The sequence below is a fragment of the Planctomicrobium aquicomposti genome (assembly GCF_051466325.1).
Taxonomy (GTDB): domain Bacteria; phylum Planctomycetota; class Planctomycetia; order Planctomycetales; family Planctomycetaceae; genus Planctomicrobium.
In genome coordinates, this window is the sequence record NZ_CP195792.1 from 3,276,650 (window position 1) to 3,290,099 (window position 13,450).

A 13,450-nucleotide genomic window follows, 5' to 3' on the forward strand; every position below is an offset into this window, starting at 1 on the left:
CTGTGTGATCCCATGACGCTGCATGTCTTCGGAATTCGTCATCATGGCCCCGGCTGTGCCCGCAGCCTGATTCAGGCCCTCGATGAACTGCAGCCGGATGCCATCGCGCTGGAAGCTCCCGCCGATAGTCAACCCGCGCTCGAGTTCGCCGCCCACGCGGAATTGCGGCCTCCTGTCGCCATGTTGTTGTATCCCGCTGACGAGCCGGCGCGCTCCGTCGTTTATCCACTCGCTCGCTTTTCTCCGGAATGGCAGGCTCTCCGCTGGGCCGCTCCTCGCAACATCCCCGTGCAGGCGATGGACCTGCCGATGGCTCATCGCCTTCCAATCGATGCTGCAGCCGCCGCCACTCCCCAGACGTTGTTCGAAACGGATGACGGCGACCGCGCCAACGCCACACGCGTCCGCACCGATCCGATCGCACTGCTCGCGGAGGCGGCCGGCTATACCGACCATGAGTTGTGGTGGGAGGAACAGATCGAGCGGCGACAGAATCCGAGCGGGTTGTTCGAAGCGATTCTGAACGCCATGCGGACGATCCGTGAGGAGTTTCCCGAGCGACGGTCGATCGATCTGCTCCGCGAAGCCTTCATGCGCAAGACGATTCGCACGCTGCAGAAGCAAGGAGCCCAGCGGATCGCTGTCATCTGCGGTGCCTGGCACGCTCCGGTTCTTGACGACGAGGCGATCGCGGGCAAGCGGCCCGGATGCCTGCTGAAAGAGGATACCGCCCGGCTGAAAAAACTCCCGAAGATCAAAACGGTCGGCACGTGGATTCCCTGGACGTACTCACGACTCACGTACCGCAGCGGCTACGGAGCGGGGGTCACTTCGCCGGGGTGGTACGACCATCTCTGGCAGTCGCCCAATGATGCTCCCACACGCTGGATGGTGCAGGCAGCCCGGCTGTTGCGAGACAAAGATCTGGCCGCCTCCGCTGCCAATGTGGTCGACGCCAGCCGACTGGCGGAGACGTTGGCTGCACTCCGCGATCTCCGTTCTCCGGGACTGCAGGAATTGAACGACGCCATGCAGTCGGTCTTCTGCCGGGGGGATTCCACTCCGCTGAAGCTGATCCGCAACCGGCTCGAAGTCGGTGATGAACTCGGGTCGGTGCCGGAAGACACACTGGCGGTTCCGCTGGCTCAGGATCTGGCCCGGCTGCAGAAGTCACTCCGGCTCAAACCGTCGACGCTGACGAAACGCCTCGATCTCGACCTGCGTCAGGAAATCGCACGCGACCGGAGCCAGCTGCTGCATCGGCTGCTGATTCTGGGAATCCCGTGGGGGACCCTCCTGCAAGAGGGGCAGGGGATCTCCACCTTTCATGAATTGTGGGATCTCGTCTGGCAGCCGGAATACGCCATCACGCTGATCGAAGCCAACGTCTGGGGCAACACGGTCGAGTCTGCCGCCACAGCCCGCGTGATTCAGCGGGTCACAGAGACCGCTCAACTGGTCGAAATGACCGCTCTGTTTCATGAGGCACTGCTGGCTGACCTGCAACAGGCGGTCCCGGCGCTGCTGGAACAAATCCAACGGACCGCCGCCCTCGCCACCGATGTCATTCACCTGATGGAGGCCTTCCCGGCGCTTGCCCGGATTCTGCGCTACGGCGATGTCCGCGGCACACGACTGACGAGCGTCGAGCCGATTCTGACCGGCATGGCGGAACGCATTCTCATCGGACTTCCCGCCGCCTGCGCCACCCTCTCCGACGAATCTGCGGAGACCATGGTCAGTGCGATATCACAATTGCAGGGGGGCCTGGCACTCCTTGAACGTGAAGACCTGCAAAGGGAATGGCAAGAGCGGCTGCAACAGTTCGCAACCTCCCCCGTGCACGGGCTGGTCCGAGGCTGGTGCTGCCGCACGCTGCTGGAACAACGACTCCTGACGAGCGAAGAACTCGTCCTGCTCACGCGGCAGTCGCTCTCTCCGGCAGAACAGACATCGCAGTCGGCCAGCTGGTTGACCGGCCTGCTGCGAGGCAGCGGCCTGATGCTCATTCATCTGGAAGCGGTCTGGCAGGTCATTGATGAATGGTTGAGCGAGTTGCCGGAACCAACGTTCGTGGAGCTGCTCCCGCTGGTGCGCCGTGCCTTCTCCGGATTCACCGTGCCGGAACGTCGTCAGATGGGAGAGACAGTCAAACGACTTCGCGGACAGGTTGCCGCCACTCCCTCGACAACAACGTCGACACGCGACATTGACACCGCCCGCGCCAACAAAGTGTTGCCGGTCCTCGCACAGATTCTGGGAGTGGCCTATGACCCGCGACCCTGAACAGGAACGCCTCCGCCGCTGGCGGCTGGTCCTCGGCAGTGATCCTGCCCCGAAATCCGAACCGGAGCTCGAGGGTCTCGAGTTCGAGCTGTCGGGCGATGACGAGCAGATGGACAACGTGCTGGCCGCCCTTTACGACTCCAACCGGTCGCGAGGACTCGGAAGTTCGGCCCCGAACGTCAATCGCTGGCTGGGCGATATCCGTCGCTACTTCCCGGCCTCCGTCGTCCGCCTCATGCAGAAGGATGCCCTCGAACGGCTCAAGCTGCACGAGATGCTGCTGCAGCCGGAAACGCTGGAGTCGGTAGAAGCGGATGTCCAACTCGTCGGGACGCTGCTGTCGCTGAAGAATGTCATTCCCGCCAAGACGAAAGAAACCGCCCGGAAGGTAGTGCAACAGGTCGTTTCCGAGGTGGAAAAGCGAATCCGGACCGCGATGACCTCCGCGGTGCAGGGGGCGCTGTCGCATGTCGCCCGCACATCGCGGCCGCGACCGCAGGACATCGACTGGGACCGCACAATCCGCAGGAACCTGAAGAACTATCTGCCGGAATCGGAGACCATTGTCCCGGTCCACCTGGTCGGACGGGGCCGAAGACAATCCGCTCTGCGGGACGTGGTTATCTGCGTCGACCAGAGTGGTTCGATGGCCAGCTCCGTGGTTTATTCCAGCATCTTCGCCGCGGTGCTGGCCTCGTTGCGCTCCGTTCGCACCCGGATTGTGTTCTTCGACACCGAAGTCGTGGATCTTTCGGAGCATCTCGCTGACCCGGTCGATCTGTTGTTCGGCGCGCAGCTGGGTGGAGGAACCGACATCGGCCGTGCTGTCGGATACTGTCAGTCACTCATCGAGCGGCCGACGAACAGCGTGCTATTCCTGATCACCGACCTGTTCGAAGGGGGCTCGCCGGAAACGCTGCTGCAGCGGTTGGCCCAGCTGGTCCAGGCCGGCGTGACCATTGTCTGCCTGCTGGCCCTCAGCGATGACGGCACCCCAACGTTTCATGCCGCACTCGCCGCCGATCTGGCCGGACTGGGCATTCCCAGTTTTGCCTGCACGCCGGACCGGTTTCCGGATCTGCTGGCATCGGCTCTGCGCAAGCAGGATCTGGCTCAGTGGGCCGCCCGGAATGAAATTGTCGTCCGCGACGGCAGCGTTTAGAGCAGTCTGCTCTTTCGCGTGCCCGCAGAGCCAGCGTTTCGTACGGCCCAATTCTCTGCTAATCCAGTAGCACTTGGCCAGAGCCCGAAGTGTCAGCGAGGGAATTTACGGAGCGTTTTCGCCATTGAACCGTCCGCTGCACGCACGGAAACGGGCCATTGGTCCAGTGAAATCCCGGTCACTCAGCGCTGCACACCGGTGACGATCGTGTATCCGCGCGCTTCCTGCGGCTGAACATCTCCGAACAGCTGCTCCATCCGGGCCATAAGCCATTCTTCGTACTTCGTGACGATATACACCCGCCCGCCAGGCTTCAGGCCCCGTTTCGCTGCCTGCAGAAAGATTTCCGCAATCTGGTAATGCGAGAAGTAAGGGGGATTGCCGACGACTACATCGAACTGGCCGGACAGATCTCCCTGCGGCGTGATCAAGCCCCCATCGGCATCGAGCTGCGTCGTGTGAGCCGTCAGCCCGTTCAGCTCCGCACCCCGCCGGGCTGCCTCGACTGCGCGGACATTGGAATCGACCGCGTGGACCCGAACATTCTCGTCGCGCAAGCCGGCCGCAAAACCGACCGAGCCGCTGCCGCAGCCGATATCGAGGACGAAGTCGCCCGGATTGACCTGCATCGCCTGAATCAGCACCCGGGCACCGGCATCGGCCCGTCGATGCGCAAACACCCCCGGACGGGTGACCGCCTTGATCAACCGCTCCCCATCCCGGAAGGCGAACTCACTGCTGAAGTCCCGAAACCGCTTTAACGGTTTCAATTTCTTCAGGCGATACACCACGCCATGACGCTTCGGTGTGCGATCGAGGTTCTTCCCCAGCTTTTCAATCTCGTGATGCAGCCAGGTATCCTTCGCGTTGTCGACCGTCGCGATCAGCTGGCCGCCAATCTTCAACCGGTCGAAGCCCTGCTGCAGCAGATCCCGAGTCAATTCGGCTTCCCCCCCTCGACTCGCGGGGAGCACGAAGAGATCGACCTCGCCTGCGGGCAGATCAGGTTCGCAGGGGAAGCTCAGGTTCGGCAACGAGGTCAGATCGCGCGCATCTTCCGCCGGATAGATATCGAGGAAGTTGCAGACGACCTGCGCCTGTGGCAAGCGCTCCGCCAGCGCAGCGGCGGTCTGCCCACGGCCGACCGTCGTGCACAGAATCCGCGTGGCCTCCACCTCATCCGAGGCATTCATCGCCAGCCGTTCAGAGACGGGAATGTGGAGTTCATCAAGCTGGCGTTCAGACATCAATCAATTCATTCTTCACGAGAAAACTCATCCTCAGGACCCGCAGCGTCCGCGAGGGTTCTTGCCCTCGCAAAACATCACGACGCTTTCACCGCTTCCGGCCGGGTGCAGCGGCCAATCTCGCGGACCGCCTGACGGAGCCGCTGGCTGTTTTCGACAATCGCCAGCCGCAGATAGCCTTCACCATCCTTGCCGAAGCCACGTCCCGGGCTGACGGCAACGCCCCCTTCTTCCAGCAGCTTCATCGAGAACTCGATCGACCCCAGGTGCGCCCAGGCTTCCGGAATCTTGGCCCAGACGAACATGCCGGCCTTGGGACGTTCCACTTCCCAACCGAGGCGTTCCAGACCGTCGCAGAGGACATCGCGGCGGCCTTCGTATTCCTGGCACATCGCGGTGATCGAGTCATCGCAATGTCGCATCGCGACGATGGCGGCGATCTGAATCGCCTGGAAAATGCCGTAGTCGTAGTAGCCCTTGATCGTCGCCAGAGCGCGGATCATTTCGCGGTTGCCGCAGCAGAAGCCGATGCGCCAACCGGCCATGCTGTAGCTTTTGCTCATGGAGGTCAGTTCCACGCCGACGTCGAGCGCTCCGGGAGTCGCGAGGAAGCTGGGGGCCGTGTAGCCTTCGTAGCAGATGTCCGCATAGGCGAAATCGCTGATGACCAGAAACCCGTACTTCTTGGCGAGCTTAACGAGATCGACGTAGAAGCCCGCATCGACCACTGTCGAGGAGGGGTTATGCGGGAAGTTGACCACCACCACCTTGGGCTTGGGATACAGGTGCTCGCAGGTGTAAGCGATGTTCTGCAGAAAGACATCCGGCTGGCGGACATCGAGGGCGATCACGTTCCCCGACGCCAGAATCACCGAGTACATGTGAATTGGAAACGTCGGCGAGGGGACGATCGCCGTGTCCCCCGGCCCCATCAGCGCCAGGCACATATGGCTGAAGCCCTCTTTGGAGCCGATGCAGGCGATGACTTCATCGTCCGGATTGATCTTGGCCCCGTAGCGGCTGGCGTAGCGCTTGGAAACTTCGCGCCGCAGGTTGCCAATCCCGTTTGAAACCGAGTAGCGGTGGTTCTTGGGATCGTTGAGTGCGTCGGCCAGCTTTTCTTGGATGAGGGGATCGGGAGGATCGGTCGGGTTCCCCATTCCGAGGTCGATCACGTCGATCCCGGCGACACGCTTCTCATATTTCAGTTTGTTGATCTTACCAAACAGGTACGGCGGGAGCCGTTTCATGCGCTCGGCGACAGGCACCAGAAACGGATTATCGGCAAACGGAATTTCAGATTCACTACGCATCAAATCACCGGGAAAAGGTTGCACCGCCAGCGCGGAGGTTTGCGTTCTGTCATGATTTTATCGACAAGTCAGGCTCCAGACGAGATTGCCTTGGTCTGGAATTCCCATCAATTCAGACCAGGCAGGCTCCCCGGCGGTTCGCATTTCTGAACAATTCAGACCGCCACCTGCGGACCACAACCTTTCATAACATCCCACAACAAAATGACATCCGACGAGATTGACCTGAAACTGAAGCCATTGCAGCAACAACTGCTGACGCATTCGCTCTACTCTTCGATTCAGAGTCGGCAAGGGGTTGCCCTGTTCATGCGCGAACATGTCTTCGCCGTCTGGGACTTCATGAGCCTGCTGAAACGGCTGCAGCGGGAACTTTGCGGCACCGGTCTGCCTTGGGTGCCCCCCCGACATGCCAGCCTCGCCCGTTTCGTCAACGAAATTGTCCTGGCGGAGGAGTCGGATCTGGACGGGGCAGGGGGACACATCAGCCATTTTGAACTCTATCTGCAGGCGATGCGCGAAGTCGGAGCCGACACCGCCCCGATTCAGTCGCTGCTCTCCGCAGTGGAAACCGTCGAGTGGTCCGCCCGTCTGCAAACTGTCCCCATGCTTCCGGAAACACGGGCGTTCGTCAGCCACACACTGGAGGTGGCAGAGCGCGGGAGCCTCGTCGAAGTCGCAGCCGCCTTCTGTTACGGACGGGAAGACATCATCCCGCAGATGTTCTCCCGGCTGCTGACGAGCTTCCAGCAGCAGTCAGCGGGCTATGACCGCTTTCAGTATTACCTGGAACGACACGTGGAGCTCGACGGCGATGAGCACGGACCGCTCGCCCGTCGGCTGGTGTCGACCCTGTGCGCGGGAGACTCTCAGCTCGTCAATAAGGCCCTCGCCGCTGCCCGGCGGGCGATTGAATTGCGAATTCAACTGTGGGATGGAATTCTGCGGGCAGTGCGAACGCTGGAAGGGACCGCTTCGTCACCTGCCGTTTTCACCCGCACAAATAACTGACCCGACAGCGGTCTTCCCGCCAGCGACACCGGCCGACCTCACATCAATTGTCATTGCTGCAGCGGTTGTGCGCCTCGCAGCGAGACCATAGGGCGGAATTACCAACTGACAGGCCCAGAGCAGACGCTTCAATTGCGAAGTAGGGCACGTGCCGTCAGGATACAGCCAGCGCCGCAAACGTTGCAGCCAATCCCTCCGGCCCACTTTTGGTCCCATGCTGAACTACTCGACCCGCCTGCGTTTCGCCATCGAACAAAAAGAGACTGCCGCACTGGTTGGCCTGGATCCCCGCTGGGACTTTCTTCCTCAGCCCGTACGCGAAGCAGCTGAACAGCGGGGGGGAGACCAGTACCAGATCCGGGCGTCAGCCTATGAGGCGTTCTGCCTGCAGGTCATCGACATCGTTGCTGACCTGGTCCCAGCCGTGAAACCGCAGTCGGCATTCTTTGAAGAATGTGGACCCGCCGGTGTGACCGCACTGGCCAATGTGATGACCGCCGCTCGCGATGCGGGACTGATTACCATCTGCGACGCCAAGCGGGGGGACATCGGAAATACCGCCGAAGCCTATGCGGCCGCGTATCTCGCCGGTGCCGATCCGGGCTCTGCTCCCTTTGGGGCGGACGCCCTGACCATCAATCCATACCTCGGGATCGATACACTGCAGCCGTTCTTGACCCGGGCCAAATCAGTCGGTGGCGGGCTGTATGTTCTGGTCCGCACCAGCAACCCGGGCGCCCGTGATTTCCAGGATCGCCAGACGGACGGCAGCACACTTTATCAGGCTGTCGCTCAGCGAATCGAAGAACTCTCGCACTCAACCGCCACGGAAGATGGCTATGGGTGCGTCGGGGCGGTCGTCGGAGCGACCTATCCTCAGGAACTGGCTGAGCTGCGGAAGGCCATGCCGCATGTGCCATTGCTGGTGCCGGGCTACGGCAGCCAGGGGGGAACATCCCAGGACGTCGCCGCCGCGTTCGATGAAACCGGCCACGGAGCACTCGTGAACAGTTCACGAGGCATCCTGTTCGGCTATCGCAGCGGTCAACTCGCTGAGCAGTACGGCGAAGCCCGCTGGGAAGACGCAATCGAAGCAGCCACGAAACTGATGATCGCCGATCTCGCCGCCAACACTCCCTGCGGCAAGCTTCAGAGCTGAGGTACGCGTCTCTATCGCAAGTCCGGGCAGCAGGCTGGCGCGTGGGAGGGTTCAATCAACTGCAAACACGCGCTCAGATGCGACAAACGCTACACGATAGAATCCGCGTCCGAAGACGTACGGACCGGCAACGTGCGGAGTGATGGTCAGCCCGCCACGTGAGCGCTCAGACGCACGTTTCCAGACGAGCCTGAGCAGCGCGGGCGGCCGCCTGCAGACTGACTTCGCTGACCACGTGCCGGACATTCTCCATCAGCAGCCAGCCAGAGAGAGCGTTCGGCTCCTGACGGGCCAATTTCACGAGAGGCCGGCCGGTGACCTGCGACATCAGGTTGACTTCTTCATCGTCGATGATCGACTCGCCAAATTGAAAGAACGGAATTCTTTCGACCTGACCGTTGCGGAAGATCTTCAGCCCCTCAACCGAAATCTGAATCTCGGGAGTCCAGGCGACGGCACCGCATTCCACCAGATCTTTCAGCATGTGCGTCGCGAGTCCTTTGGAGAGCGTCTCCTCGATCTTCTCGAACTTGGCCCGGGCCGGGACACTCAGCTGGCGAAAACTCAGATCGATGGCAGGTGAGTGATCACGAAACTGCAGTTGCAGCTTCGCCCGGTTCTGTTCGGACCGGACACGGATCGATTTGAGGTCACTGACCGGAATGAGCCGCTGCCCGCGCGACCTGAGCAGCAACCCGCGATCAAAGCAGGCGACCGCATCTCCGGGCTGTGGACGGCAGGCGAGTGAGACCAGTCCAAAGACTCCGACAATGAAGCCGGCTGCCATCCAGCTGAGAACGCCGCAGGCCCACAACGAAACCAGCACCCCCGCCCCCAGCAGCACCGGAAAGAGAGAGTTCCAGGAATAGGCAGGATCGGATTTCAGTTCCAGCAGGAGACGTCCTAGCTCGTGCTGTTCGATCATTCGCGGTGTGGTCCGGGGGAGAAACTCCGGAAGAATGGAACTCAGGACGATCACATTTTCGGAGGAAGGGGGCAGCCGCAGAATGGGCTCTTCATCGGTTGACCAGACACAGAACTCGTGTCCGATCCATTCAGCGGAGCTGAGCGTTCCCAGGGCATAGGTCCGTTCCCGCTCCCCGTGCCGGACAGACAGCCCCGAAAGAGTCAGCGACCACCCTTCGCCGGAGAAGGTTCCTCCCGACTGCACCCATTGCCGGGCACTCCCGGAAAGCCGTACGACTAGCCGACGCATGAAGTTCTGCAGCGGGTCACGCATGCCGGCTTTCAGCGTTTCGCCGACGCAAATTGTCTCCCGTTGTCCCTGGCAGTTCAGGAAGCGGAGAATGAGATTTCGACGGCGAGAGCGGGATGGTCGATCCCCCTCGAGTGGGCGAGAGATCGCGATGGAGGTGACTGAAGAGTCGAAGTGTTCATGCGCGACCGCCCCATCGCGAAGAATGAAGCCACTCTCAGTGACTTCAAACGGAAGCGGATCGCTAATCACATCAGACTTTCCCTCTGAGTGATCAGTGTCGCTCATCACGGTGCCCTTATCTCAGTTTGGAGTCATTCCAATTCGTGCATTATTTCGCACGCATTAAAACGCTACGGCAGATTCTGCCGCGAGCGCCGAAAAAAAAGAGAAAACAGGCAATTCCGGACAAGTTGACCACTCGCCCCTACTGAGAATCCCCCGCACCCACCCAACAGGCAGATTTCGGAAAACTATCTAGCTTGACGTAATCGCTACAATCGTTATTTTCATCACAGTCTCAGGCCGACATTTCAGCTTCCGCTGCTTCATCTCAATACACTTGGAGATGAGCTCGTGGGAAATATGGATGCTGAATCGTCCGCAAATCGGCCTCTCAGCCTGCACCAGCTTGCAATCTCTTTTGCACAGAAGCGGCAACTTCTGACCGCTGAGTGGTATTTTCAGGCAGCGTGTCGCCAGGACTCCAGTCTGAACATCCGTTTTGATTATGCCGATTTTCTGATGTCGGTCGGGCGAATGCAGTCGGCGTATTCACTGCTCCTTGAGACTTGGGAAGCCGCGAAAGGCCGTAGTTGTGCGGAAGGGCGATTTCAAGCCTGCCGACGGTTGGCGGAATGGCACCGCCTGCAGAACGATCAGACGCAGTCCCAGCAGTTCACCCAGCTCGCGATCGCGGCCGCTCTTTGCGTGCTCGACAGCGACCCGACGGCTACGATTCAACTCGAAGCTGTGGTCGCCTCCCTGTGGGTCGGGGGGATCGACGAAGGGGCCACCTCTCCTTTGCTGTCTCGCCTCACGAATTACCCGCAGCGGAGTGTCGCCGCCCGTGCGGCTCTCGCGTTGGCCCGGCAATCCTCAGGCGACGACGCCGTTTCCGCGCTGCGATCTGCCATCCACCATTTACGGGAGACCGGTGAAAGCGGACTGCTGCTGGATGCCTACGAACAACTGACACTTCACCTCTGTCGCGAAGAACGCTGGGACGAGGCCATCGCCGCTTGTCGGACTGCCGCCCGCCATGCTCATGACTCCTTTCTGACGCAATCAGCCCAACGGTTTGAAGCACACGCGGCGAAGCTGCAACACGCCCTGAACCTGCTGTGGTCAAAAGCGGACATGAATTGAAATTCATCACATCTGACGAATTCGTGACGGCATTCTTCAATGGGTCGACGCGGGAAGACCGATTTTGGACTGCAAGCGACTGCTTCCATCAACTATGATTGACACATGGGCGGTTCAAAGACAGGAAACAACGCGTGACGATGGACAGGGCAGAAGAATTCACCGCATTGGATGCAACGCGTCTGTTTGACGAAGGCGAGTTTTCTCCCTCGCATCAACCGTTCGGGACCAGCTCGGCCGGTCTGTTCGAACATTACCAGCACATCGTCAACCGCAAGGAAGTCACCTGGGACATGACCTATCGCCTGCTGACCCGACTGGGGGCAGGGGGGCAGGGGATTGTCTTTCTGGCGGACAGGTCCGGTGCGTTCGACGTCTCATTTCCGCTGGCGCTCAAGTTCTATCGTCCCGACGGTTACAGCGATGTCGGCGCGTATCGCAAAGAGATGTCGCGGATGGCTCGCGTCGCGATGGAAGTCGCCCGCATCCAGCAGGACCACCTCCTCGATGTCTACAACATCGTCGATTATCAGGGGATCCTCGTCCTCGTTTCCGAGTGGGTCGACGGCTACGACCTGCGGCGGCTGACCGCCCCCAAACTGCTCAAGCACATCAAGAAGACCGTTTCCCGCGACCGCTGGGATTACATCAACGACGTCATCCTGACCGAAGCCGGCTTCCAGTCCCGCCTGATGCCCGGAGTGGCGATCGCCATCATCCGCGAATGCCTCGCCGGTCTGGCCGCACTGCATCGCGAGGGAGTCATCCACGCCGACTTGAAACCGGCCAACGTCATGATCAAGCAGACCGGAAACTGCAAGATCATCGACATGGGATCGGCATTTCTCAGTGATCAGCTGCCGGTCCGCCCCACGTGGACACCCCGCTACGCAGCGGTCGAGGTGCTGCAGGGGGGACGACACACCCCGCTCTCCGATCTCGCCAGCCTGGGCTATGTCCTGCTGGAACTGCTGACCGGCAAGTATCCGTTCGCCGGGGTCGCCGATGGTGCCGAACTGATCGCCGTCAAACGGGATATCTGGAACCGCATTCCGGAGATGCTGCCCAAAGATGTCGCCCGCAACAGCACCCTCGTGCAGCTCCTTTCCAAGATGATCGCTCCCGACCCGGCAGACCGCTTTGCTTCACTGGAAGAGGCCGACCTCTCCGAGCATGGAGCGTCGGAGATCCAGCGACAGCTCGTGAAGGTCAACATGACGACCGAGTTTGAAAACGAGATGAGAGCCCTGATGCGGGAAGCCTCGATGGAAGCGCCGCGCGAATCCGATTCCGCCCGCCTCACCGGCTGATCTTCCTGTCCCCGCTTCGGCGCCAGCGCCCCTGTGACGATCTCAGCGCGCGATGTCCTCCGGCTGTTCGCGGAAGCGTCCGCAATGCGGCCCCCACATCACGTGCGGATCACTCCGTTTCCTGATGCGACAGACGGCGTTGACGGTCACGCGGAGCCTCGCCGGGTAGACCTCCCGGCAAAATGCTCTATTCTCTACCGTTTCTCCTCCGCGACCGGCCGGATTCATGGTTGATAATCTCCCCCTCAAGACACTCGTTCACAATGATCTGACGATTGAAGGCTACTCGCGCGCTGCGGTTCAATCGTATTGGCGAATTCCCGAATTGAAGGTCGGCTTTGACCTCGGGGGCAGCCCGTGGTCGTTCATGGGGACACAGTCCTTCTTCATCACGCATTCGCATCTCGATCACATGGCGGCGCTGCCGGCGTATGTGGCCCGTCGCCGGATGATGAAGATGGCCCCTCCCACCATCTACGTTCCGGCTGAGGTCGCGGAATACGTCGACCGGATGCTGAAGTCCTGGCAGCGGCTCGATCGCGGCCGCATGCTCTGCGAACTGGTGCCGGTCGAGCCCGGCAAAGACTACGAAATCTCGCGGGAGCACGTGGCGACGGCCTTTCCCACCAAACATACGGTGCCGTCACTGGGTTATGTCATCTGGGAGCGCCGGAAGAAGCTGAAGCCCGAATATCAGGGACTCAGCGGTCCGGAAATCCGCGACCTGCGTCTGAGCGGCATCGAAGTCAGCGGAGAAATGCGACTGCCGCTGGTCTGCTACACGGGAGACACCGCGCCGCAGGGGCTCGACAACTGTGAAGCGGCGTATCAGGCCCGCATCCTCATCACGGAGATGACATTCTTCCGCCCCGAACACCGCAAGGAAAAGATTCACAAGTTCGGGCACACCCATCTCGATGACATTATCGCCCGCGCGGAACGGTTCCAGAACGAACTGATCGTGCTCGGGCATTTCAGCACCCGCTATCACGAACAGGAAATCCGCAAGGCTGTGGAAAAACGCTTGCCCGAGTCACTGCGGGAACGTGTGCACCTCTGGCTGTGACTTCCGTTCGTGGCCCCTCGTGACGGCCGCCACACCCATCGGCACTCACTGATCACTGGCGATCCGGACGAGAGGTGTCGTCAAAATGCTCCAGTGTTTCCGGTTCCGCGATCTGGGAATTCACCACGCCACATCCTCCGCCGGTGAACCTGATTTCTTCTCGCAGGTTCCTGCTCATAATGCCGACAAAAAGACTTCCCGCAGGAGTGGGCGGCCGGTTTCCCGATGTTGAGGAATCTGCCGAAGATTCAAACCGGGCAGGATTGAGCGCGGCAGCAATGATCCGTTAGAACGTTTTCAGTCCACTCGTCG

10 protein-coding genes are annotated in these 13,450 nt (G+C 60.7%); 7 read left to right on the forward strand and 3 right to left on the reverse strand.

Annotated elements, in window-relative coordinates; genetic code table 11:
- The first annotated feature begins 12 nt into the window (after positions 1-12).
- The gene (locus SH664x_RS12640) at positions 13-2,286 is read left to right on the forward strand and encodes a DUF5682 family protein (RefSeq protein WP_437201430.1); all 2,274 of its coding nucleotides are present in this window, start codon (positions 13-15) and stop codon (positions 2,284-2,286) included.
- Complete coding sequence (locus tag SH664x_RS12645) at positions 2,270-3,448, forward strand: VWA domain-containing protein (protein WP_437201432.1); 1,179 nt, start codon at positions 2,270-2,272, stop codon at positions 3,446-3,448. The genes SH664x_RS12640 and SH664x_RS12645 overlap by 17 nt, the downstream gene beginning before the upstream one ends.
- Positions 3,449-3,630: 182 nt before the next feature.
- Here the strand turns inward: SH664x_RS12645 and SH664x_RS12650 are convergent, their stop codons facing one another.
- Entirely contained in the window at positions 3,631-4,695 is a 1,065-nt protein-coding gene (locus tag SH664x_RS12650; RefSeq protein WP_437201434.1) for a class I SAM-dependent methyltransferase, read from the reverse strand.
- A 77-nt stretch (positions 4,696-4,772) separates the two neighbouring features.
- Complete coding sequence (locus SH664x_RS12655) at positions 4,773-6,008, reverse strand: aminotransferase class I/II-fold pyridoxal phosphate-dependent enzyme (protein ID WP_437201435.1); 1,236 nt, start codon at positions 6,006-6,008, stop codon at positions 4,773-4,775.
- 204 nt (positions 6,009-6,212) lie between these two features.
- On the opposite strand from SH664x_RS12655, the gene SH664x_RS12660 reads away from it, so the two are divergent.
- The gene (locus SH664x_RS12660) at positions 6,213-7,019 is read left to right on the forward strand and encodes a DUF3050 domain-containing protein (protein ID WP_437201437.1); all 807 of its coding nucleotides are present in this window, start codon (positions 6,213-6,215) and stop codon (positions 7,017-7,019) included.
- A gap of 214 nt (positions 7,020-7,233) precedes the next feature.
- Complete coding sequence (gene pyrF / locus SH664x_RS12665) at positions 7,234-8,178, forward strand: orotidine-5'-phosphate decarboxylase (RefSeq protein ID WP_437201439.1); 945 nt, start codon at positions 7,234-7,236, stop codon at positions 8,176-8,178.
- A 166-nt stretch (positions 8,179-8,344) separates the two neighbouring features.
- Here pyrF and SH664x_RS12670 read toward each other — a convergent pair whose 3' ends face one another.
- Complete coding sequence (locus tag SH664x_RS12670; RefSeq protein ID WP_437201440.1) at positions 8,345-9,646, reverse strand: hypothetical protein; 1,302 nt, start codon at positions 9,644-9,646, stop codon at positions 8,345-8,347.
- Positions 9,647-9,979: 333 nt separating this feature from the next.
- On the opposite strand from SH664x_RS12670, the gene SH664x_RS12675 reads away from it, so the two are divergent.
- The 3 genes from SH664x_RS12675 (at position 9,980) to SH664x_RS12685 (ending at position 13,138) form a co-directional block, all read left to right on the forward strand.
- Positions 9,980-10,762, forward strand: coding sequence for a hypothetical protein (locus SH664x_RS12675; protein WP_437201442.1), 783 nt, complete (start codon positions 9,980-9,982; stop codon positions 10,760-10,762).
- A 140-nt stretch (positions 10,763-10,902) separates the two neighbouring features.
- Positions 10,903-12,072 carry a serine/threonine-protein kinase gene (locus tag SH664x_RS12680; protein WP_437201444.1) on the forward strand — a complete coding sequence of 390 codons (1,170 nt, stop codon included), beginning with the start codon at positions 10,903-10,905 and terminating at the stop codon, positions 12,070-12,072.
- A gap of 226 nt (positions 12,073-12,298) precedes the next feature.
- Positions 12,299-13,138 carry an MBL fold metallo-hydrolase gene (locus SH664x_RS12685; protein WP_437201446.1) on the forward strand — a complete coding sequence of 280 codons (840 nt, stop codon included), beginning with the start codon at positions 12,299-12,301 and terminating at the stop codon, positions 13,136-13,138.
- Positions 13,139-13,450 lie beyond the last annotated feature (312 nt).